The sequence below is a fragment of the Arthrobacter sp. U41 genome, assembly GCF_007679325.1.
In the GTDB taxonomy this organism is placed as follows: domain Bacteria; phylum Actinomycetota; class Actinomycetes; order Actinomycetales; family Micrococcaceae; genus Arthrobacter.
In genome coordinates, this window is record NZ_VEGI01000001.1 from 1 (window position 1) to 22,880 (window position 22,880).

General features: G+C 65.4%; 17 protein-coding genes and 1 pseudogene. 13 read left to right on the forward strand and 5 right to left on the reverse strand.

The window, feature by feature from the left end:
• The 7 genes and pseudogenes from FS787_RS00005 to FS787_RS00035 all read left to right on the forward strand — a co-directional run.
• Window positions 1-315: pseudogene (locus FS787_RS00005) on the forward strand (2,3-diaminopropionate biosynthesis protein SbnA); the annotation flags it as partial.
• A 2-nt stretch (window positions 316-317) separates the two neighbouring features.
• Window positions 318-3,440: a Pls/PosA family non-ribosomal peptide synthetase gene (locus FS787_RS00010; RefSeq protein WP_144669933.1), complete on the forward strand. Its 3,123-nt coding sequence runs from the start codon at window positions 318-320 to the stop codon at window positions 3,438-3,440.
• On the forward strand, window positions 3,437-6,061 hold the full coding sequence (locus FS787_RS00015; RefSeq protein ID WP_144669935.1) for an amino acid adenylation domain-containing protein: 2,625 nt from the start codon (window positions 3,437-3,439) through the stop codon (window positions 6,059-6,061). Before FS787_RS00010 ends, FS787_RS00015 begins: the two co-directional genes overlap by 4 nt.
• Entirely contained in the window at window positions 6,061-7,068 is a 1,008-nt protein-coding gene (locus FS787_RS00020) for a TauD/TfdA family dioxygenase (protein ID WP_144669937.1), read from the forward strand. The genes FS787_RS00015 and FS787_RS00020 overlap by 1 nt, the downstream gene beginning before the upstream one ends.
• Entirely contained in the window at window positions 7,065-8,132 is a 1,068-nt protein-coding gene (sbnB, locus tag FS787_RS00025) for a 2,3-diaminopropionate biosynthesis protein SbnB (protein WP_144669939.1), read from the forward strand. The genes FS787_RS00020 and sbnB overlap by 4 nt, the downstream gene beginning before the upstream one ends.
• Before the next feature lie 52 nt (window positions 8,133-8,184).
• Window positions 8,185-9,327 carry an acyl-protein synthetase gene (locus FS787_RS00030; RefSeq protein WP_144669941.1) on the forward strand — a complete coding sequence of 381 codons (1,143 nt, stop codon included), beginning with the start codon at window positions 8,185-8,187 and terminating at the stop codon, window positions 9,325-9,327.
• Between the two features lie 405 nt (window positions 9,328-9,732).
• Window positions 9,733-10,341: a lytic transglycosylase domain-containing protein gene (locus FS787_RS00035; RefSeq protein WP_313959629.1), complete on the forward strand. Its 609-nt coding sequence runs from the start codon at window positions 9,733-9,735 to the stop codon at window positions 10,339-10,341.
• 32 nt (window positions 10,342-10,373) lie between these two features.
• Here the strand turns inward: FS787_RS00035 and FS787_RS00040 are convergent, their stop codons facing one another.
• Complete coding sequence (locus FS787_RS00040; protein WP_144669945.1) at window positions 10,374-11,222, reverse strand: hypothetical protein; 849 nt, start codon at window positions 11,220-11,222, stop codon at window positions 10,374-10,376.
• A 62-nt stretch (window positions 11,223-11,284) separates the two neighbouring features.
• On the opposite strand from FS787_RS00040, the gene FS787_RS00045 reads away from it, so the two are divergent.
• From FS787_RS00045 to FS787_RS00060, 4 genes are all read left to right on the forward strand, one after another.
• On the forward strand, window positions 11,285-12,316 hold the full coding sequence (locus FS787_RS00045; protein WP_144669947.1) for an NADPH:quinone reductase: 1,032 nt from the start codon (window positions 11,285-11,287) through the stop codon (window positions 12,314-12,316).
• Window positions 12,317-12,401: 85 nt separating this feature from the next.
• Complete coding sequence (locus FS787_RS00050) at window positions 12,402-13,253, forward strand: formate/nitrite transporter family protein (protein ID WP_144669949.1); 852 nt, start codon at window positions 12,402-12,404, stop codon at window positions 13,251-13,253.
• Window positions 13,254-13,442: 189 nt separating this feature from the next.
• A complete protein-coding gene (locus FS787_RS00055; RefSeq protein ID WP_144669950.1) occupies window positions 13,443-15,014 on the forward strand; it encodes a sodium-dependent transporter in 1,572 nt (523 codons plus the stop codon).
• The gene (locus FS787_RS00060; protein ID WP_144669952.1) at window positions 15,011-15,148 is read left to right on the forward strand and encodes a methionine/alanine import family NSS transporter small subunit; all 138 of its coding nucleotides are present in this window, start codon (window positions 15,011-15,013) and stop codon (window positions 15,146-15,148) included. Before FS787_RS00055 ends, FS787_RS00060 begins: the two co-directional genes overlap by 4 nt.
• A 50-nt stretch (window positions 15,149-15,198) precedes the next feature.
• On the opposite strand, the gene FS787_RS00065 is transcribed toward FS787_RS00060, so the two are convergent.
• From FS787_RS00065 to FS787_RS00080, 4 genes are all read right to left on the reverse strand, one after another.
• Window positions 15,199-15,462, reverse strand: coding sequence for a hypothetical protein (locus FS787_RS00065; RefSeq protein ID WP_144669954.1), 264 nt, complete (start codon window positions 15,460-15,462; stop codon window positions 15,199-15,201).
• A gap of 362 nt (window positions 15,463-15,824) precedes the next feature.
• Window positions 15,825-17,480: an acyltransferase family protein gene (locus FS787_RS00070; protein WP_144669955.1), complete on the reverse strand. Its 1,656-nt coding sequence runs from the start codon at window positions 17,478-17,480 to the stop codon at window positions 15,825-15,827.
• 554 nt (window positions 17,481-18,034) lie between these two features.
• A complete protein-coding gene (locus FS787_RS00075) occupies window positions 18,035-18,718 on the reverse strand; it encodes a DedA family protein (RefSeq protein WP_144669957.1) in 684 nt (227 codons plus the stop codon).
• Window positions 18,719-18,936: 218 nt separating this feature from the next.
• Window positions 18,937-19,989: an NAD(P)/FAD-dependent oxidoreductase gene (locus FS787_RS00080; RefSeq protein ID WP_144669960.1), complete on the reverse strand. Its 1,053-nt coding sequence runs from the start codon at window positions 19,987-19,989 to the stop codon at window positions 18,937-18,939.
• 121 nt (window positions 19,990-20,110) lie between these two features.
• On the opposite strand from FS787_RS00080, the gene FS787_RS00085 reads away from it, so the two are divergent.
• Both FS787_RS00085 and FS787_RS18065 read left to right on the forward strand, forming a co-directional pair.
• Entirely contained in the window at window positions 20,111-20,695 is a 585-nt protein-coding gene (locus FS787_RS00085; RefSeq protein WP_144669962.1) for a helix-turn-helix domain-containing protein, read from the forward strand.
• A gap of 99 nt (window positions 20,696-20,794) precedes the next feature.
• A complete protein-coding gene (locus FS787_RS18065; RefSeq protein WP_260982317.1) occupies window positions 20,795-22,879 on the forward strand; it encodes a chloride channel protein in 2,085 nt (694 codons plus the stop codon).
• Window position 22,880: the final 1 nt, after the last annotated feature.

The window sequence follows — 22,880 nt, forward strand, 5'->3', positions numbered from 1 at the left end:
GCCGCTGCCGGCTTCACGCTCGGTGGCTCCACCGGGACCGTGGTCCACGGCGCCGCGTCTTGGCTCACCGAACACGACGCCCAAGACCTGACGGCGGTGGCCATTTCCCCGGACATGGGCCGACCCTACCTGGACACTGTCTACAACCCTGACTGGGTGCACGATCATTTCGGCGCCGAAGCTCTGGCAACCGCCGACGATTTGGCAGGGGCTCCGGGCCGCCGGTCCGACCCGGTGTCGGAGCCACAGCACCCGGCACGTAAAGCGGTGGCCGGTTACGCAGCAACCGCGGCCGTAGGGAATTTCCTGAAGTGAAAATGCGTCTCGATAACCTGCAGGGCGCTCCGCGCTCCCCATCTCCCATCGATCTCCCCATTCCTGATGCAACCGCGGCTCCGGCCGGGAACGGCTCTCCGGCCGCTCCAGCCACGGGTACGGCCGTTGCCTTGGAGCGCCGGCTGGCGGATCTTCTGGCGTCGGTGGTAAAGAAGGACGACGTCCCCGTCGACGCCAACTTCTTCTACGACCTGGGCGCGGATTCGTTGCTGATGGCACAGTTCTGCGCCCGCGTGCGCAAACAGCCGGACTTGCCAGCGGTGTCGATCAAGGACATCTACCAGAATCCATCGATCTCGGCGCTGGCCGCGGCTCTGGCACCGGCAGAAGAGTCGTCTGCGACGGCGCAGGTGCAGGTGCAGGACCGGTTGGCAGAGGTGCTGTCCCGAGTGCTGGATATTGAGCATGTGCCGGTGGACGCCAACTTCTTCCAGGACTTGGGCGCCGATTCGCTGGTCATGGCCCAGTTCTGCGCCCGCGTACGCAAACAGCCGGACCTGCCTGCCGTGTCGATCAAAGACATCTACCAGAACCCAACGATCTCGGCGCTGGCCGCGGCCTTGACGCCGGCGGACCCGGTGTCCGAGCCGCTGCAAGAGCGGCTGGCCGAAGTGCTCGCCGGCGTGCTCGGCTTAGAGCAGGTCGCGGTGGGCGACGACTTCTTCCATGACCTCGGAGCGGACTCGCTGGTCATGGCGAAGTTCTGCGCCAGGGTGCGCAAGCAGCCGGATCTGCCCCAAATGTCCATGAAGGAGATCTACAGCAACCCGAATATATCCGCTCTGGCAGCGGCCCTCGAGGTTCCCCCGGAGCAGGAAAAGGAGGCGGAGCCGTCGCCAACCATGGCCTCCGTGCCGGAGACGCCGCCGCCCATGGACGCGCGGACGTGGGAGTATGTCGCCTGCGGCGCCCTGCAGGTGCTCGTCTACATCGGCTACTGCCTGCTTGCGGGCCTCATCATGGTCGTGGGTTACCAGTGGTTGTTCCCGGCCGCAGCGCCTGGCAACCACGACTGGGTGAGCCATGGGACGCCCTTCTGGGAGCTCTACCTGCGAGCGATCGTCTATGGCGCTGCGACGTTCGTGCTGCTGTGCATCCTGCCGGTGGCCGCCAAGTGGATTTTCATCGGGCGCTTCCGGCCGGGGGAGATCCGCATCTGGAGTCTGGCCTACTTCCGCTTCTGGCTGGTGAAGGCGTTGATGCGCACTTCTCCCCTCTCGTTGATGACCGGTTCACCGCTGACGACCTTCTACCTGAGGGCCATGGGCGCGAAGGTCGGCCGCAACGTGATGATCATGACGAATCGGTTGCCGATCTGCACCGACCTGCTGACCATCGGTGAGGGGACGGTAATCCTCAAGGACGTCATGCTCAACGGCTACCGCGCCCATGGCGGCGTCATCCAGGTGGGCGGGGTCACGCTGGGCAAGGAAGTGACCGTCAGCGAGGGCAGCGTCCTGGATATCAACACGTCGATGGGCGACCGCTCGCAGCTGGGCCACCGGTCCACTCTCTACACCGGCCAAGCAGTGCCGGCGGGCGAGCGGTGGCACGGTTCGCCGGGCAGACCCGGGGGTGCGGACTACGCAACGGTCGCCCCGACGCCCTACCGGCCGTGGCGCCGGGGCTGGTTCGCAGTTTCCCAGCTTCTGGGCGCGATCGGACTGGGCCGCACCATGTGGTCGCTCGCGATCGCGCTGTTCATCTTGGCGAACCCGAACGTCGCGGCCCTTCTGGAGCCACAGGAGGAGCTGGCGTTCACCGACTGGGTCTTCTACGCCGACGCCGCCGTCTACGCCGGCCTGGCCGTCTTTGGCGGAACTATCGTTGCGTTGGCCCTCATCACGACACTGCCGGGGCTGCTCCAACTCGCGCTGAAGCCCGAGACGGTGTATCCGCTGTTCGGGCTGCGTGATGCGGCGGCACGGGCGGTGGCAAGGATGACCAACAGTCCCATGCTCGGGCAGTTGTTCGGCGACAGCTCCTACGTCGTGAACTACGTCCGGGCCATCGGGTACAAGCAGCCGCAGGTCCAACAGTCCGGCTCGAATTTCGGCACGGGGTTCAAGCACGACAACCCGTTCCTTTCGACCATCGGCACCGGCACGATGATTGCCGACGGGGTGTCCTTCATGAACACCGACTATTCGGCTACGTCGTTCAAGATCAGGGAGGTCGCGATCGGTGCTCACAACTATCTGGGCAACGCCGTTCTGTACCCCGCCGAATCCAGGGCCGGGGACAATTGCCTGCTCGCGACCAAGGTCATGGTCCCCATCGACGGTCCGGTGCGCCAGGACGTGGGCCTGCTCGGATCGCCGGCGTTCGAGATCCCCCGCTCCGTGCTGCGGGACACCCGGCCCGAGGAGCACAGGAGCCGGGCCCGGCTCCGCCGGGACCTGGCGGCCAAGAACGGCCACAACCTGCGCACGATGGCACTGTGGATGCTGGCGCGGTGGTTCAACGTCTCGGTGGCCCTCGTCGCGATGTATGCCGGCCTCGAACTGTCCGATCAATTCGGATTCCTCGCAGTCAGCGCGTCGTTAGTCGTGATGCTCCTGCTCGGCGTGCTGGTCCCCGTCGGCATCCAGCACCTCGCAACAGGGTTCCGGAAGCTCCGGCCTCAGTTGTGCTCCATCTACGACCCCTACTTCTGGTGGCACGAGCGGTACTGGAAGCTGCAGGCCCAGAGCAGGTTCCTGGCGCTCTTCAACGGAACGCCGTTCAAGCCGCTGATCTGGCGGTTGTTGGGCGTGCGGATGGGCTCACGGGTCTTCGACGACGGCTGCGGGATCGTCGAGCGGACCCTGGTGACGGTCGGCTCCCGCTGCACGCTGAACAACGGCACGACGATCCAGTCCCATTCCCAAGAGGACGGGATGTTCAAGTCCGACTACAACGTCGTCGGGAACGACGTCACGCTCGGCGTCGCCGCCTTTGTCCACTATGGAGTCACTATTGAAGACGGTGCCGTTGTCGCCGCCGACTCCTTCGTCATGAAGGGGACGACCCTCCCTCGGGGAACGCTGTGGGGTGGTAACCCGGCCGAAGAGGTCCGAGCCCCCTCCACGTCCCCCGTCGCACTGGAAAGGCCCGTGTCATGACAACCACCTCTGCGCTGACCTGCCGAACCGTCGCCGACCACTCGTCGGGCCAGGGCAACGACCGGACCGCCCCCGCGGGTGCCGCGCCGACGGCGGTTCCCAGATGGACACAGGACCGCCGGCCGGGCCAGGGACGAGTCGAAGTTGAGGTTCCCGAGGACCTGCGCCAGGCGGTGCGGAACGTGTCCCGCATGCTGGACGCGACCCCTGCATCGATCTGGCTGGCGGCTCATGCAAGGGTGCTCCAGGCGCTGTCCGGCGAAACGGAGGTCACCACCGGTTGCAGGGACGCGTCGGGGACTTGGCCTTGCGAACTCGATCTGGGACAAGGCTCATGGCGGGCGCTGGTCTCAGAGGCCCACCTCCGGGAGGTCCAGGCCCGCGCCGATCGAACCGGTGGACCACAGGCGGGGCAGCGGCCGGCTTCCGCAGCCTACGAGGTGCTATTCAGCACCAATCAGGACGACGATCCCGAACTGGCGGAAGGCCTCGTCCTCAGCCTGTCCCTCCGCGACGCCGCAGGCGAAGCGTTGCGCCTGCGCTACCGGCTCGACGTCCTCGACGAGGACGCAGCCCGGCGGATCGCTGGCTATCATCTGAGCGCACTCCGCCATCTGGTCGGCGACCCCGAGGCGGAACCCGCCGACGCCGACCTCGTCGACCCCGAGGAGCGGCGGCTGCAACTGGAACAGCTGGCCGGACCCGAGCGGCCCCGGCCCCAGCGGCGCTTCCACGAACTGTTCGAGGAGCGTGTCCGGCAGCATCCTGAGCGCATCGCGGCCGTCCAGGACGCGCGCGAGTGGACGTACTCGGAGCTGAACGCCCGCGCCAACCGGATCGCCCGCGCCCTGCACGGGCGTGGTCTGCGGGCGGAGGACATCGTGGCAGTCGTCGCCGAAAGGGACCTGGAGTGGATGGCCGCCGTCATCGGCATCTTCAAGGCCGGAGGCGCGTACCTGCCGATCGAGCCGCACTTCCCGGCCGACCGCATCTCCAGGACGCTCACGCGGGCCGGGGCCCGGGTGGTGCTCACCGAAGGCGGCAGCACCACCACCCTCGATGAGGCACTGGAAGGAATGCCTGCAGTGACGAAGCTCTTGTTCGAGGACATCGAGGCCGAGGGGCACGCCAACGACGACCTCGGCCTGGAGGTGCGGCCAGACCAACTCGCCTACGTCTACTTCACGTCGGGCTCCACGGGCGAACCGAAGGGTGCAATGTGCGAGCACGACGGGATGGTGAACCACCTGTACGCCAAGATTGAGGACCTGGGGATCGGCCCCGGAGACGTCGTCGCCCAGAGCGCCCCCCAATGCTTCGACATCTCGCTGTGGCAACTGGTCTCGGCCCTGCTCGTCGGCGGCCGCACACTCATCGTCGAGCAGGACCGCATCCTCGACGTCGAGCGGTTCGTCGACACGGTGGAACGGGGCGCGGCGGCGGTCTTCCAGGTCGTCCCGTCGTATCTGGACGCGTTAGTGGCATACATGGGCAGTAAACCCCGTGCCCTGCCGCACCTCCGTTGCGTCTCGGCAACTGGGGAGGCCCTGAAGCGTGAGCTGGTCCACCGCTGGTTCCAGGTGCTGCCGAACGTCAAGCTGGTGAACGCCTATGGACTTACGGAGACCTCGGACGACACGAACCACGAGGTGATGAGCGCAGCGCCCGCGGGCGGCTCCGTGCCACTGGGCCCGCCGATCCCGAACGTCCGGATCCACATCCTCGACGAGCGGCAGCGGCTCGTGCCGCTTGGGGCGCCGGGCGAGATCGCTTTCTCCGGAGTATGTGTGGGCCGCGGCTACATCAACGATCCGGAGCGGACGGCGCAGGCGTACTCCACAGACCGCTACGTGGAGGGCGCCCGGCTCTATCGTGCGGGCGACTACGGCCGTTGGTCCCCGGAGGGCAAGCTGGAATACCTGGGCCGGCGGGACAACCAGGTCAAGATCTCCGGGTTCCGCATCGAGATCGGCGACATCGAGAACGCGCTGCTGCGGGTTCCTGGCATCCGCGACGGCGCCGTCGTCGTCGGCGAGGGCGAGGGCGAGGGCGCCGGGCAGACCAAGTTCCTGGTGGCGTTCTACTCCGGCAACCGGCCGCTCGAGGTCGACGAAATCCGCAGCGAGATGGCCACGCGGGTACCGGGCTACATGGTTCCGTCGGCGTACAGGTGGCAGGAGAGCCTGCCCCTGACCGGCAACGGGAAGATCGACCGGAAGGCCTTGACCCGCATGGCGCGGGAGGTCGTTCCCGAGGCCGGCACCGCCACGGAAGCCCTCTCGGCCACCGAACAGCGGCTCGCCGAGGCGTGGGCGACGGTGCTCGGCCTGCCGGCGGGCCGGATCGGCGGGCAGGACTCGTTCTTCGCACTGGGCGGAACTTCGCTGTCCGCGGTGAAGCTCGCCGTCCTGCTCAAGCGCGCAGTGTCGATCAAAGACATCATGCAGACACCCGTCCTGGCGGACTTGGCAGCCCTGCTCGAGGCCTCGTCTCCGGCGGATGCTGCCGTTCCGCCCGCCCCGCGGCCTGCGGAAGCCAGCGCCGAGCCCCACTCCATGGCCCCGGTGGGAGGGCCGGTTGGCCACTCACACCCGCTACCTGTGAAAGGAAAGGACCTCTGATGTCGTCTCAATCACCCCGGATCCAATTCGACGTGGAACGCCAAGCCGGCCGGGCGCCGATGCTCACCGTCGAGGACGGCCACGACCCCGTGCGGTGGGCCGAACAGAACCGCGTGGCTCTGCGCGCGGCGGTGGATGAACACGGCGCCGTCCTGGTCCGCGGCCTCGGCCTCCGTGATCCAGCCGAAGTGGCCGATACCTTTAAGCGGCTGGTTCCAGGCGGCCTTATGCCGGACCGGGAGGCTTTCGCAACCAGGCAGCCCTACTTGGACGGCGTGTACTCATCCCTCACGTGGCCCGCGAACCAACCGATGTGCATGCACCAGGAGCTAAGCTACGCGCTCGAGTTCCCCGGACTGATGCTGTTCGCCTGTCTCCGGGCACCCAGCGTCGGTGGGGTGACCGGTGTGGCGGACGCCAGCGCCGTGCTCGACGCCATACCCACGGACATCGTCCGGCGCTTCGAAAGTGAGGGGTGGTTGCTCGCCCGCAGCTACAACGAGGACATCGGCGCCTCGTACGAGGAGGCGTTCGGTGTTTCCGACCGCGCCGACGTCGAGAGCTACTGCCGGGCGCACGAGATCGAGTTCGAGTGGCAGCCCGACGGGGAGTTGCGCACCCGGCAACGGCGCCCCGCCGTGGTCCGGCACCCGGCGACCGGCCAACGCTGTTGGTTCAACCAGGTCGCGTTCCTGAACGAATGGACGATCGCGTCCGAGGTGCGTGAATACCTGGTGGACGTCTACGGTCCAGACGGGCTGCCGTTCAACACCCGCTTCGGCAACGGCGAACCGATCGGTGAGGACATCGTCGCGCTCCTGAACGACATCTACGAGGCCCACACCCTTCGAACCCCCTGGGAGACGGGGGACTTCATGCTGGTCGACAACATCCGCATGGCGCATAGCCGCGAGTCCTATGAGGGGCCTCGGGAGATTCTTGTCGGCATGGCCGAGCCTCGCAACATTTTCGATCTCGACAACCACAACCAGGACGGTGCACGATGACCGAGCTTGCCAGTTCCCCTGCCGCAGCGGCCGCAGAGCCGAAGACGGTTCCGCCCTTCGCGGTCATCTCAGGGACCCAGGTGCAGCAGGTGCTTCAGGGACGGGAAAAGGAGGTCATCGAGCTGGTCGAGCAGACCTACCGCGTGCATGCATCCGGAGATTCGGTGAACCCCCCGTCTTACTTCCTGCGCTTCCCGGACCGGCCTACCTCGCGCATCATCGCCCTGCCGGCCTCGGTCGGCGGACAAGTAGAGGTTGATGGCATCAAATGGGTCTCCAGCTTCCCGGACAATGTGGCATCGGGAATTCCGCGCGCCTCTGCGGTGTTGATCCTCAACGACCAGGCTACGGGGTACCCCTTGGTTTGCATGGAGGGCTCCATCATCAGCGCCTCCAGGACCGCTGCATCTGCCGCCGCTGCTGCCGACTGGCTCAGCCGGGGACGCGGGCGTCCCCGGCGCATAGGGTTCTTTGGCGTTGGCCTCATTGCCCGCTACATCCACACCTTCCTGAAGGCCACCGACTGGTCCTTCGACGAGATCGGGGTGTTCGACCTCTCGGGTGAAAGTGAGGAGGGTTTCAAGGGCTATCTCGAGCGCAGCGGTACAGGTGCCCGGGTGACCGTGCACGACGGCCCCGAGCAGCTGATCAGAAGCAGCGACCTCATCGTGTTCGCCACGGTGGCGGGCCAGCCGCACGTGCACGATACGACGTGGTTCGCACACAATCCGCTGGTGCTGCACGTGTCCCTGCGCGATCTGGCCCCTGAGATCCTGCTGGCGTCCACCAACATCCTCGACGACGTCGACCACTGCCTGAAAGCCGGGACGTCGGCCCACCTCGCGGAGCAGACGGTCGGCAACAGGGACTTCGTTGACGGCACCTTGGCCGACGTCATGGAAGGCAGGGTCCCGCTGACGGACGACCGCCCTATTGTGTTCTCGCCGTTCGGACTGGGCGTGCTCGACCTGGCAGTCGGCAAGTACGTCTACGACGAACTTGCCGGCAGCGGCCAGCTCCAGGTGGTCGAGGATTTCTTTTCCGAGTTGCGTCGGTACGGCTGACCCTGCGGCGCAAACCGCATTCATCGATTCGCACTCACTGAGGAGTGACGCAATGTTCTCCCTACCGCAGATGCTGGGGAATGTGTCCAAGGCCTACGTCCAGTCCCCTGAGGACTGGGCCCAGTCGGTCACCGACGTCCTGCGGGACGCCGCGATCTACCACCATGCCGCAAACGGCTTCTACCGCGCCCAGTGTGAGGCCCTGGGAGTCGACCCCGCCACGATCAAGGACATCAACGACCTGCAATCCCTGCCACTGTTGCCGGTGGGCATGTTCAAGCGTCCCGACGCCAAGGTGCTGCTTACTTGCTCCTTGGCCGACGTCGAGACCGAAACCCGCTCCAGCGGAACCCGCGGTGTCCCTTCCGTCATCCCCCGCAACAGCGAGACAATGACCCTGGCGCTAGTCGCCCTGCTCGGCACCTACCGGACGTTCTTCAGCCTGTCAGGGGGCGCGGGACTTTTCTTGAACCCGTCGGACCCGGAAGCCTCGGAGATGGGACTGCTCAAGGACCTAAACATCCTGAACAGCGTCTTCGACCACCACGCATATCTCGTTGCCGACCAGGCGTTCGACGCCGGGGAGGCCCTGGAGCACCTGCGCCGATGGGAGGGACATATGACACGCCACATCGTCAGTCCGCCGTTCCTCATCGACCGGCTCCTCCGGTTCCTTGAGCGGGAGAATATCACTGTGCGCTTGGACCCGTTCAGCATGATCATCACTCTCGGGGGCTGGAAGCGGCACACAGCCGAGGCCATCCCTAATGAAAGTTTTCGGGAACGGTGCCACGACTTGCTCGGCGTGCGTGCGGTGAATGTGCGCGACATGTACGGGATGATCGAGTCGAACATGCTCGCTGTCGAATGCCACCTGCATCGCAAGCACGTTCCGCCATGGTGCTACATCTCCATCCGGGACCCTGGCCAAAGCGCCAAGGAGATCGCCCCGGGGGAGACCGGCACCATCGCCGTACTGGACGCCCTCAGCACCAGCTACCCCGGTTTCCTCCTCACCGACGACATGGGCGACGTCGAGACCGGCACCTGCGGGTGCGGCAGAACCGGCCAGGTTATCAACTTCCGCCGCCGGGGGCAGGGCGGCGGGCTTGGCCACTGCCCAGTCAGCATCGAGCGCTACCTCGGTTCGGGCACTGCCGCGAACAATGAGACGCCGGCGCTTGTGAAGGCCTAACGTAGGAACCGCAATCGGGGCGGTTCCGCCTACCGCGTCGCATAGAACGCAACCGCCGATGACGGATCCGAGAAACGCCCTATTCAGCGGCTTGGGGGCCACTGAGTGTGCGCAAAGCTTCTTTTAGGGGCCTGAGGGGCTCTTTAGTTGGTGACCGGTGCTCTGGCCGGCCAGAACCCCGCGAGCGACCCGACGGTCTTCGTGATCCGCTGGTAACCGCGTCGTCAACCAGTCGCTCCGCTTGGATGGTTTGATTAGTCCGTGCTTCGTCTAAAACGCCTTCTGGTTTTCAGCCTGCTCGCGGTTTCGCTCATCGCCGCATTCTCGTTCTGGGCAGTGCGGCAGCCCGGCGCAGACGCCAGGGGCGCCTTTTCTGCACCCCCGCGCGCGGGGGCGAAACTTCAAATGTTGTCCACCGGCATCACCACCGCGGTGAGCGTCACCCCGAACCCGGATGCCCAGTGGCTCACCCGGGCTGCCGCGCAGACCGGTATCCCTGCCCGCGCGCTCCGGGCCTACGTTGCCGCGGCAGCCATGGCAAACGATTCCGCTCCGATGTGCGGGATCGGCTGGAACACCGTGGCAGCTGTCGGCTCCGTCGAATCAGCGCACGGAAGTTATGGCGGTGGCAGCCTCAACGCCGCAGGGCAGTCGAGCCGCCCCATTGTGGGCCCCAGCCTTGATGGCAACGGATTCGCCGCGATCGCCGACACGGACGCAGGCGTCCTGGACGGCGACGCCCGCTGGGACCACGCTGTCGGACCCATGCAGTTCATTCCCACCACCTGGCAGCTTGCAGGGCGGGACGGGAACGGGGACGGAAGAGCGGACCCATTCAATATCGACGACGCCGCCCTCAGTGCGGCGGCATATCTGTGCGCAAACGGCCGTGATCTCTCAACCGCTCAAGGATGGACCGACGCCATCTACTCCTACAACCAATCCGATCCCTACATCCGCCAGGTGCGGACCCAAGCCACCGCATACGCCGCGAAGACGGGTACCGCCGAATGAGTCCACGGTCTGAAGGCCCATGGCGGTGGCCGCTAGGTCCTCGGAACCTTCGGATCAGGACCTGATCGGGTCTTGGCGAGCGGCAGCACCAGCATGTAGCCGGTGGGCATGTTGCTGCTCCAGCGCCGCGGCTCGCGGACGACGAACTGGGTCGCCAGCTGTTCGGGGGTGAGCAGGGCGTTGGGCGCGGGGGACGGTCCCCATTTGTCGTCCCCGTACGGGTAGAGCGGATCCTGGACACGGATGCCGGTGACCGGGAAGTCCGGGAACTGGTCGGGATCGCCGAGTGACTCGAAACCGCTCATCACCCATACGTGGCGGCCGCGCCACATGACCAGCCCGACCGGCCGATCCGTGGCGGCAATGGCGCGCGCTGCGGTCCGCAGCGCTTCCTCATAGTCGGCGACGCTCACGACGGCGTACGGCCCCATCCCGACGTCATTCAGCACCTCCGCCCAACCCAAGGGGTTGGCACCGTTGAACGAGTTGAACGACCGTGCCCGGGCCATCTCCCAGAGCTCCCCCTGCTGGACGCGATCGGTCCATGTCCGAGCCCCGGTGTCGTCGATGAGGTTGTGCATCATCTGGATACTCGCCGCCACACACCACTCAAAGGTGTACTGCGGCACGAAATCACCCTCCTGGTAGAGGTTGAGGGCGAACGACCGGGGCGCCGGAGACGGCGTGGGAACCGGCGTCGGGGTGGGGGACGGGGGCCGGGGAGGAGCGGGGACGTCATCGCGTGCGGCCGGCGGGGCCGAGGAGGTCTGGATCGGGGGACGGGTGGTGGCCTCATCGGGTCTCATGGTTGGCGCGCAGGCCGAGAGGAGGGTCGCCAGGATGACGAACCAGGCCAAAATACGGAGCAGCGCACCGATCATGATCGGTCCAGTTTATCGCGGCACGGCGGGAATTTTTGGTCGAGGCCGGCGTTGGTCTGAGTATGAAAGCAATCGTGTACCGTGCCACGGGTGATCCGTCTGTTCTCGAACTAGTCGACCGCGGGATCCGCGACCCGGGGCTCGGGGAGGTGCGCGTGCGGATCATGGTCTCTGCGGTGAACCCCACCGACTGGAAGTCGCGCCGCGGTTCCGGACCGGGCGAGCCCTTGCCCTTCGCGGAGGTGGTGCCGAACCAGGACGGCGCCGGAATGGTGGACGCCGTCGGACCCGGCGTCGAGCATCTCAACGTCGGTGACAGGGTCTGGGTGGCCTTGGCCGCCTACCAACGCGCCGACGGCGGGACAGCCCAGGAGTTCGCCGTCCTGCCGGCCGAACGGGTCTTTCCGCTGCCGGAAAATGCCGGATTCGACGTCGGCGCAAGCCTGGGCGTTCCCGCGATTACCGCCCACAGGGCCTTGACCATCGCCGAGGACGGCCCGCAGCGGCTGCGTCCGGGAGCCTTGGACGGCAAGGTAATTCTCGTTGCTGGAGGGGCCGGCGCCGTGGGCCATGCGGCGATCCAGCTAGCCAAGTGGGCCGGCGCCGTTGTGATCACGACCGTGAGTGGACCGGCGAAGGCTGCGTTGGCCACGGCCGCCGGAGCGGACCACGTCATCAATTACCGGGAAAGCGACGCGGCCGCGGAGATTCGTCGGATCGCTCCCGAGGGCGTCGACCAGATCGTGGAGGTGGCGCCCGCGCAGAACGCGGAACTGGACCTGGCAGTGATCCGCAACCGCGGCTCCATCGCGGTCTACGCCAACAACGGCGGCGATCAAGTGACCCTGGACGTGCGCAGGCACTTCAGCCTCAACGTCCGCTACCAGTTCGTGTTGCTCTACACCGTGGGCATGGCGGCGGTGCACGACGCCGCCGAGGACATCAATGCGGCCATCGCCGACGGCTCCCTTCCGGTGGGAGAGGCTGCAGGCCTGCCGCTGCATCGCTTTGACCTGGCTGACACGGCTGCGGCCCACGCGGCGGTGGAGGAGAGCATCATCGGCAAGGTGCTGATTGATGTGTCAGCGAGCTAGTGCTGTGCCACGCCGACGAGGAAGCCGTCCGGCAGCAGCGTCACGGTAGAGTGGCTTCACATTTTCAGGCGGATAGGCGACACGAATGAGCGATACCGACGGCGATGCACGGCGGCGGGAACTGGGCGACAATCCAGGCCCGGTTGAGGAGGAGGTGGAGGAATCCTTCGACCGCACCGTTGAGGAAGGCGCGCAACGGCTGAACCGCTCGTTTCGGGACGTGCTCATCACCGGATTGTTCGGCGGGTTTGAAATAGGCGTTGGCATCATGGCCTACCTTGGTGTTCTTTATGAGACCGGGAACCACCTTCTTGCTGGGCTTGCGTTCAGTGCAGGGCTCATTGCCCTCCTGCTGGCCAAGAGCGAACTGTTCACGGAAGGTTTCCTGGTGCCCATTGCCGCCGTCGTCGCGCGGGAAGCAAGCTATGCGCAGCTCGGGAAGCTCTGGGGCGGCACTCTCGTAGCAAACCTGGTGGGCGGGTGGCTGTTCATGGCTTTGATCATGACGGCGTTCCCGCAGTGGAGCGAGATCATCACGAAGGAAGCCGCCCACTACCTCGATGCGGGGTTCAACTGGCAAACCGTTTGTCTTGCCGTGCTGGCAGGGAGCACTATCACGTTGATGACCCGAATGCAGCACGGGACGGACAGCGTCACCGGCAAGATCGCGGCCGCCGTCGTGGGCGCTTTCCTGCTCTACGGGCTGCAGCTCTTCCACTCGATCCTGGACTCGCTGCTGATCTTCGGTGCCATCCACACGGGTGCCGACATCAGCTACCTTGAATGGCTCGGCTGGTTTTCGTATGTAGTGCTCTTTAACATGCTGGGCGGGATCCTGCTGGTGACCGCGCTTCGGCTGGTGAGTGCCAGCAAGCTCGTGAAGGAACGGCGCGATGACTCACCCGAGGACCCGGAAGACGTGCACCTCTCCGGCTAAATGGCGCCGCCTGCCCGGGTGTAGCAACCGGGGCTTCCATGAGGCGCGACGTATAAGTAAAGTCTCGGAATAGCCAGTGAATCGGACTTTCACCTTCATCCGAGAGCGAGCCAACATGGACCGGCCAGAAAAGCGCGGTGTCCAGCGCTGTAGCACTAACCTAAGAACCGCTGTGCAGGGCGTGACGGGATGAGCGACCCGTCCAGTTCCCGTGCCGCACCGGCGAAGCGGGAGACATTTTCCACCCGCAGGCTGTTCATCCTTTCGGCCATCGGGTCAGCTGTGGGTCTGGGAAACATCTGGCGCTTTCCGTACATCGCCTACGACAACGGCGGCGGCGCCTTCCTGATCCCGTACCTCGTCGCCTTGCTGACGGCGGGCATCCCGCTGCTGTTCCTCGACTATGCCGTGGGGCACAAATACCGCGGCTCCGCCCCGCTGGCGTACCGCCGGCTCCACCGGGCGGCTGAACCGCTGGGGTGGTGGCAGGTGCTGGTCTGTTTCGTCATCGCAGCCTACTATGCGGTGATTGTCGCATGGTCCCTGATGTACACCATCTATTCCTTCACCGAGGCGTGGGGGGACGACGCCGAGGGCTACTTCTTCGGGACTTTCCTCAACGTCTCCGAGGCGCCGGGTGTCGGCTTCAACTACGTGCCGTCCGTGTTCTTCCCGCTGCTGCTGATCTGGATCGCCGTCATCATCATCATGGTGGCCGGAATCCGCAAGGGGATCTCACGCGCCAACTCGATCCTGCTCCCGCTGCTGATGGTGATGTTCCTGCTGCTGGTGATCCAATCGCTGTTTCTGCCAGGCGCAACAGAAGGACTCAACGCCTTCTTCACCCCCGACTGGCAAGCTTTAGCCGACCCGTCAGTGTGGGCTGCGGCCTACGGACATATCTTCTTCTCGCTCTCGGTCGGCTACGGCATCATGGTCACCTACTCCTCCTATCTGAAGCGCAGGACCGACCTGACCGGTTCAGGCGTGGTGGTCGCCTTCTCCAACTCGGGATTCGAGATCCTGGCCGGCATCGGCGTGTTCGCCGCACTGGGGTTTATGGCCCAGGCCGCCGGAGCCGGCGTGAACGATGTTGTCACACAAGGCATCGGGCTGGCGTTCGTAGCCTTCCCCACCATCGTTTCCCAAGCGCCGTTCGGCGCACTCATGGGGGTGCTGTTCTTTGGATCCCTGGTGTTCGCGGGGGTTACGTCGCTCATCTCGGTCCTGGAAGTCATCGTGGCGGCGGTGCAGGACAAGCTGGCGTGGGGGCGGGTCAAGGCGTCACTTGTGGTCAGCGGGCTGGTCGCGGCCGTGTCGCTGGGGCTCTTCCCGACGGCAACGGGCCTATACCTCCTGGACACCTCCGACGCTTTCGTCAACAGCTTTGGCATCACGCTCGGGGCGCTGGTGACCGTGGTGGTGCTGGCTTGGTTCCTGCGTAAGCTTCCGCTGCTGTCAGCCCACCTTAACCGCACTTCGACGATCAAGATGCGCCGGGCGTGGATGGTGCTGATCGGCGGTGTGGTGCCGCTTGTGCTGATTTACCTTGTGTCCAACGAATTCATGAGCAAGATCTCCACCACCTATGAAGGCTATCCCGAGTGGTTTGTGGGCCTGTTCGGCTGGGGCATGGCCGGCGGGCTCGTGGTCCTGGCGCTGGCATTGACGTTCATCCCCTGGAGCCGGAAATCCAAGGCCCACCATGACCCGGAGTATCAGTCCATCGTGGACGAGGAAGAAGAGGAGTCAGCACGATGACACCCATCGCCATCACCATGATGGTCATTGCCATCCTCACGGTGTGGGGCGGCCTGGCGCTCGCGTTGCTCAACCTCAAACGTCACCCCGAGGACGAGGGCGCGCTGCCCGAGGAGCACGCGCCGGAGCTTTGACCGGCGGATCAAGTGCTCAGGCCCCGGCGGCCGTTGCAGCATCAGCCGGCTTATTTGTAGGGTGCCCATTCATCGACTGCCTCGACCAGCGTCACCGCAGCCTGGTCGATCTGGTCAACGGCGCTGGCACAGCGGTCGCTGCCGGCGTCCTGACAGAAGCTTGCTGCGTTCGACTCGCTGAGCGGTGCGAGGGCAGTGAGGGTCTCAGTGACCAGGACCGCGAGTTCTGGGGGCGGGGACCCTAGGGCGAGGAGCGCTGTGATGTCATCCCGGGCTGAAGCCGCAGCCTTTTGGGCATTCTTGATGCACTCCATGGATTGTATGTAGTCGTCCGGCGTACGTCCTTCGGCGGCCTTGTTGCAAGCCTCAATGTTTGCCTCGTAAGCTCGCCAGGTTTGCTCGTCCCTGCCAATGATGCCGGCGAACTGATCGGCGGAGGCCGCCTGAGCCGAACGCGGGGGTGGCGGTGTTGGCTTGCGTGTCTCTCTTGCATGGTCCACCGGCCCATGAGTTGGTGTTGTCTGCGGGGACGCAGGTGTGCAGCCGGCCAGCAGAAGGGCTCCGCTAGCGACCAGGGGCATAAACTTCTTCACTGATACCACCTGCCACTCGGATTTCCAGCTCAGCCAAGGATGTGGCCGCCTGCCCGGCGGACCGGGCCGTGAATGGGCGTCCACTAGCTGTTCCTCGGTTCGGGCTGAGAGGCCGGGATGCCGTGATCTGCAAAGATATCCAAGTACTCAACCGGCTCGGTCCCGACGCTTCCAATCCAGTGGGGCGTGCCGGCATCGATTTCTGCTGACTGTCCCGGGGTAAGGACCATGTCCTGGTCGCCGACTCCTAGCAGGAGACGTCCTTTCAGGACATAGATCCAGCCGTTTCCATCGTGAGTGCGTGGTTCAGGCCGGGCACGGACCGGTCCTGCGGGGACTGTGCATTTATACGCAGTGAACTGGCCTGGCTGCTGCGCCAACGGTATGGCGGTCAGCTCGCCGCTTCTGACTTGTGGTTCCCCAGGCCACGGGTGACTGGTGCGGAGTTCGCTGCCGGCCGTAGGCTCGTGAGCATCCGCGGTGCGGCTGTGCAGATCCTGGCCCGACCGGTTGCGGTCGGCGGCACTGGGAAGGGCCGACGGCTTCTTGGGTGACCCGGTGGGCCACAGCCGCGGGGCGCGGTGGGCGGCCACGTCTTCGACCCAGCCGATGGTGAGGAACAGGACGGCGAGGAGCGGCCACACACCGATGAACAGGGTCCACTCGCTACTTAGAACCCACGGTATGGCTGCTGCGACGTCGTCGATCTCGTAGAGCCGGTCGATTACCATCACGCTGATCACCAGCAGGAGGTTGTGCCAGAGGTAGATGGTGAGGGCCCGGTTGTTGACGAGGCTGATTGGCTTGTCGAGATACCGAATCGGCCTGGGCAGCGATTGCCATGATGGCGAGATTCGGAGCAACATGGCGCAGAAGCCCAGCGACCACAGAGCCTGGGCCAGGGGAATGTTATTCAGGTCCCATTCCGTGTCCTCTAGGTGGCTGGACGCCCATATGAGGCCCAGGGCCATGAGGGCCAGACCAGCGGCGAAGACCGCCCGTCGAGGCATCTCGAGCAGCAGGCGGTTGTTATGGGCGAAGCCGAGGATCCAGCAGGAACCATAGGTGGCAAAGTCGGTGATGGCGCTGTTTCCCCAGTCCGGAAGAGGGATTAGACCCATGCTGAGAACTGCCATGAGGCCCAACGGTGCCAGCAGCGTTGTCCACGGCAGCCGTTGAAATGCCTTGAGTAGAAGCGGAGATAACAGCATGAACCAGAAATATGTCCGGATGTACCACAAGCCCTCTTCAGCCTGGAGGGCCCAGGAGGATTCGACTAGACCAGCGTCAGAGCCGATGTTCTGCGGGAACGGTGGGTCCCCGAGGGGAATGAACCACAAGAGGATTTGGAGCCAGGAGCCCCCGGCTCGAACCGTTGGAGTCCAACCCTGCCAGAGCAGGAGAACCAAGACGGTACCGCTATAAGCCCACAGCGGCAGAAGCAGGCGCCGGGTACGGCTTCTGAGAACTCCGAGTGCGGGGCGTTCAAGGGAACGTGCCATGAGGGATCCTGCGAGGGCGAACATCACGCCCATCGAAGGGAATGCCATGCTCAGCCAGACTGCGCCGGCGAAGGAATGATAGGCGACAACACGGACAAGCGCGATGGCACGCAACAGATCCAGATACCGGTCCCGGCCGGAAACTCGTGACGGAGCGGCAGGTGGCCCGCTGACGAGCGGCGTTTCCCCTACGCTTCCGACGCGCGGCGACATATCCGCCGTCTGGCGCTCCGTCACGGAGTGCCCCTCTGCCGGCCCCGGAGGAGAACTCCCGGAAGGCCCTGGGCCACGGCTTCGTCGCTCTGGTGCTGCCCTTCGCCCCGCACGAAAGTAGCCAACGCTTCATTCATTACGTGTGCCTTCTACGTGTCTTCTGACCTTCGCGGACCTGACCGCCCACGATGCCGCGCATTCTCTCTAAAATCGTTATTCTGCCCCAAGGTTTTTAGCCTGGGCACGCTGTGCGCGAGCTGTGCACGGCTGCCGAAAGCTGATCTTCGGGATCGTTCGGGTGGTCGGCGGCGTCCGTCATGCATCGCCTACGGTGATGCGCGATATCCACCACACAAAACCAAGGCTACGGGGGGATTGCACCTCGACACATGGGTAGTGATTACCCGAATTTTGGTGACGAGGGCTACCTGTACACGGGCTGAGGTGTCTGGTAGTTCCTATGTTCGTACGGCCCGGCCGCTGTGACGCAGGAGCAGTCGCCCTGCCGGGAATGCGGAGGCGGGACGTTCAAGTGTCGGGCGGAGGTTGCTCCCGAGCGGCGCAATGAGGCGGCGGCTTTATTCGGCCTCTGGCGCGCCGTCCCCTGGCCCTCCAGCCAGCTTAAGTTTCCGGCGTTTGCGCCGGCGCCACACGAAGACCAGGCCAACCGCGACGATGGGGAAGAGTACCCAGCCGCCGATGTCCAGGGCGTCGCCGATGGCTTGGGCCAGAGCCCCGGCCAGATAGGCGAGGACGCTGAGGCTCGCAACCCAGGCAATGGACCCCGTGATGGTCCAGAGCAGGAACTTGGGCCAGGGCATCTTGGCAGCGCCTGCGGCGATGGCGCCCCAGAGCCGGACGACTATGACCCAGCGGCCGAAGAACAAGGCTGTGCCGCCGTGCCGATCGAAGAACGACTCCAGTTGGACGATGCGATTCTCATCGGCGTGGAAGCGCTGTGCTAGGCGCAGCATCAACGGCCGGCCTCCCACCCGCCCAAGTACGTAGCCAATAGTGCTCCCGATCATGGCGCCCAGGCTTCCGACGGCGATAACGGCAGCGAGGTTGAGCTCCCCGTGGCGCGCCGACGCGTAGGCGCCAAGCAGGACGGCTACGGCCGGAAGCGGTACACCGGCGCACTGTGCCAACACGATCACAAAGACGCCGAAGTAGTAGCCCCAGTCGTCCGCAATCTCTGCTTCCGCGGCAAAGAATCCCGCCCAGCCGATAGCCACGAAGCGAAGGGCTGCTAATCCGGTCATCGCTCACACCTCACTTTGCTGCTCCGCCGTGGTTCGTAGTGACGGTCCCCGCGCTGCCCGCGTCGGTTTTGCGTCCGTGACCCCTGCGACGACCCCCGGATGGCCCTTGTATACGCTTGTGTCCCGGACCGCGTCAAGAGCACCTTGCGGTCACAGGCGGGCCCGACGGCGACCCCGCGTTTCGGGTCAGCGTCGCCAACCCGGGCGCTCCGGTCAGATCACCGGGACCCGGGGCCCATGCCGACGGCCTCCCGCCCCTCATCCAGGCCATGGCGCCGGGTATCCAGCGCGATCCTGGAGACGGTTGCTTCCGAGGCGGCCGAAAAGGGGCCGAAGCGCCCGTCAACGGCCCAGCGGGTTTCCTCGTCGATGAGATCGGCATTGATCCGTGCACCGGCCATGACTCCCTCGGCCGCAGCTGTGATCACCTGGGCCATCAAGTTGGAGACATTGCCGGCGGCATACACGCCGGCGACGGCCGTCGCGCCCATGGTGTCGGTCTCGATGAACCGTCCGGCCCCCGACGGGTGCACCTGGGAACTTAGCCCAAGTGATTCCAGCAGCGCGGATCTGGCCTCCATGCCTGTTCCGACGGCCAGTGCCTGTACGCCGAAGGAGGCGCCCTGGCGCAGCGTGAGTCCGGTGAGGACGCCGTCGACAGCGTCAACGGAAGCCACGGCGCCGTCGACCACCGCTATGGAGCGGGCGGCGAGCTTGTCCCATTCCTGGTCGGTGGGTTCGACGGTGTCGTTGAGGAAGAGGGTGATGTCAGGGGACCACTGCCGGAACAGCAGTGCCTGGTGGACGGACAACGGGCCGGTGCCCAGCACTCCGATCCGTTGCCCGCGGATTTCCCAGCCGTGGCAGTAGGGGCAGTGCACAACCCCCTTTCCCCATTGCTCCCGAAGCCCGCTGATGGGAGGCAGTTCGTCCGTCAAGCCGGTGGTGACGAGCATTCGCCTGCCGGAGAACCGGCGGGCATCTCCCAGAACCACCTCGAATCCATCAGGGGTTCGATCCGCTGCAACGGCTTCGCCATCAAGGACCGTTCCTCCGTAGGAGAGCACTTCGCTGCGTCCGATGGACAGCAGTTCGCCGGGGTTTATCCCGTCCCTCGAAAGGTAGCCGTGTACACCCGCCGCGGGTGCGTTGCGTGGGGTTCCGGAATCGATGACCAGTACCGAGCGCAGCGCCCGGCCCAGCGTCGTGGCTGCGCTGAGTCCCGCTGCGCCGCCGCCAACAATGACAACGTCATACCGTGTGGTGTCCATACTGATGTGTCCTTCGTCGTGTCCTGAAAGTTCCCCGCCAGTGTCCTGTGGCGGTGACACCAGCCTCCCTCGCATGAATCAGTTTTGACAAAGTCTATTGCCGTTATGGCAAAGTGAGGGTATGGCTAACGAACTTGACGATGTCCTCGGGGCGGTCGGCCCCCGGCTTCGGGCACTCCGTACCGAACGGAACCTCACCCTCGGAGACGTGTCCTCTGCATCCGGAGTGTCGGTGAGCACCCTGTCCCGCCTTGAGTCCGGCCAACGCAGGCCAAACCTCGAAATCCTGCTGCCCCTCGCGAGGATGTACGGTGTTCCCCTCGATGATCTGGTGGGCGCCCCGCTGACCGGGGATCCCAGGATCCACCTCCAGCCCATCACCCACGGTGACATGACGGCTGTTCCCCTCACGCGCCGCCCGGGTGGGCTGCAGGCCTTCAAGATGGTGCTCGCGGGCGATGCCCGCGGGGCAGAGCCCGACCCGCGGGTTCATGAAGGCTATGAATGGCTCTACATCCTCAACGGACGGCTGCGCCTGGTGCTGGGCGACAAGGACTTTGAACTTCGCCCCGGCGAAGCCGCGGAATTCGACACCCGTACGCCGCACTGGTTCGCCAGCGCTGACGGCAGACCCGTCGAGTTCATCAGCCTGTTCGGACAGCAGGGCGAGCGGATGCACGTACGCGCGCGGCCCAAGTCCTCATAGCCGAGGAAGTCCGAGGGTTCTGGGCATCGGTGTGCCTAGGTTCCCTTTCACCCGCATTGGGTGATGACTGTCCCGACTCGAAACGCTAGCTTGGCGGACATGTCGTCGGAAATGAGCGAGCCCGCCGCGTCGTCGCCAGGGATCGATCCGATGGTCGTGATTCGTTCCAGGCCTTACCTCGCCGCGCTCGTGCTTGCAGCGATCCTGGGCGTTCCCGTCTCGATCATTGCGTACGGTTTTCTCGCTTTCGTCGCGGCGCTTCAGCGGTTCGTCTTCGACGGGCTGCCGAATCAAGTCCTCGGGGGTGCTCCTCCTGCGTGGTGGCCGGTTCCATGGTTGGCGCTGTGTGGGCTATTGACGGCGTTGACCATCCGGTATCTGCCGGGAAACGGCGGCCACTCACCCGCTTTCGGATTCAAGACGGGCGGCGGTCCGCCCGCTGGCCGGGAGCTCGGGGGCATAGTCCTCGCGGCGCTGGCCACGCTCAGCCTGGGCGCGGTGCTCGGGCCTGAGGGGCCGCTGATCGCGATCGGTGGTGGCCTCGGGGCGTTGACGGTGCACCTGGTGAAGAAGGACGCTCCGCCGATGGCCCTGACGATCATGGCGTCGGCCGGCAGCTTCGCGGCGATCAGCACCCTGCTCGGGTCTCCCGTGCTCGGTGCATTCCTGATCATGGAGGCCGCAGGGATCGGGGGAATGACGCTGAGCCTGGTGGCCCTGCCCGGATTGCTCGCTTCCGGCGTCGGGGCGCTGGTGTTCGTCGGCCTGGACGGCTGGACCGGATTGGGCAGCTTCTCGCTCGCGCTGCCGGTGGTGCCGCCGGCGGTGCCGCCGACGTTGGCGACGTTGGGCTGGGCGGTGGTCATGGGCGCGGTCGGCGCGCTGTTGGGATGGCTGATCCGCTGGGTCGCGCTGTCGCTGCGTCCGGTCGTGCATCTGAACCGGGTGTTGGTGACGTCTGCGCTCGGCCTGCTGATCGGTCTTACCGCGATGGTGTACCAGTTGATCTCCGGGCGCAGCTTCACGCAGGTGTTGTTCTCGGGGCAGGACGCGCTTCCGGAGCTGGTGGAACAGGCCGCAGACTACCCGCTTGCGGTGCTGGTCCTGCTGATCGCTTGTAAGACCTTGGTCTATGGACTCTCGTTAAGCGCATTTCGTGGCGGGCCGGTGTTCCCGTCGATGTTTATCGGTGCGGCGCTCGGTATTGCCGCGAGCGGGTTGCCCGGAATGAATCTCGCGGCAGGGATCGGCATGGGCATGGGAGCCATGTGCGCAGCGATGCTGCGGCTGCCGTTGACGTCGACGCTGCTGGCCACGCTGCTGATGGGAGTGGACGGTGTGGCGGTAACACCCCAGGTGGTGGTGGCCGTGGCGGTGGCCTTCGTGATCACCAATGTGCTCCCCGTCCCGGGCCCGACGGCGTCCGTGGCGCCTGACGATGTCGGCGTCGGCCAACAGCGGGCCGATTCGAGGACCGACCATGCAGCTGAGATCTCGAGCGCGGGCCCTTTGACGGCACGGGACCGGTGGATCGCCTGGCTGTTCATCATTGGCTCGAGTCTGTTCGCCCTGGGGGCGGTACCGTTCTACGCCGAGGCCGTGGGATTGCACTGGTGTGGAGTCACGTTCTTCGTCGGTTCGCTGTTCTTCACCTGTGCGGCGTTCCTGCAGTACCGCGAAGCCGTTGACGCGCTCCCGGCCGTGGGTGCCACGCGGCGCCAATCGTTTTGGGTATGGGCGCCGCGGAATCTCGTCTGGCTCGCTTGCGCGCTTCAACTTGCCGGCACGCTGTGGTTCAACTGGAGTACGGCGAACGCGCTACTGGTCAACCTCAGTGCGGCGCTCGCCGAGCAACGGGTGTGGCGACCCGACGCTCTCGGTTCAGTCGCCTTCCTTGCATCAAGCGCTGTGGCGTTGCGGTATGCCGGTCGCGGCGCCATTGCCGGCATGCCGAGGCCTCGGACGTGGAAGATCGGCGTGATCAACGTTGCCGGCTCTGTTGCGTTCGGCGTCTCTGCTGTCGCGGCCTTTGTCCTACCGTCGAGCGGCGATGTCTGGAACGCCGGGCTGGCCAATCTCGGCACACTCGTGGGAGCCCTGTTCTTCCTCACCGGCGCGGTTCTGATGCTTAGTCCGGGATCCACCGACGCCACGGTTCCTGCGGACCCGGGAACTCTTCCGTAAC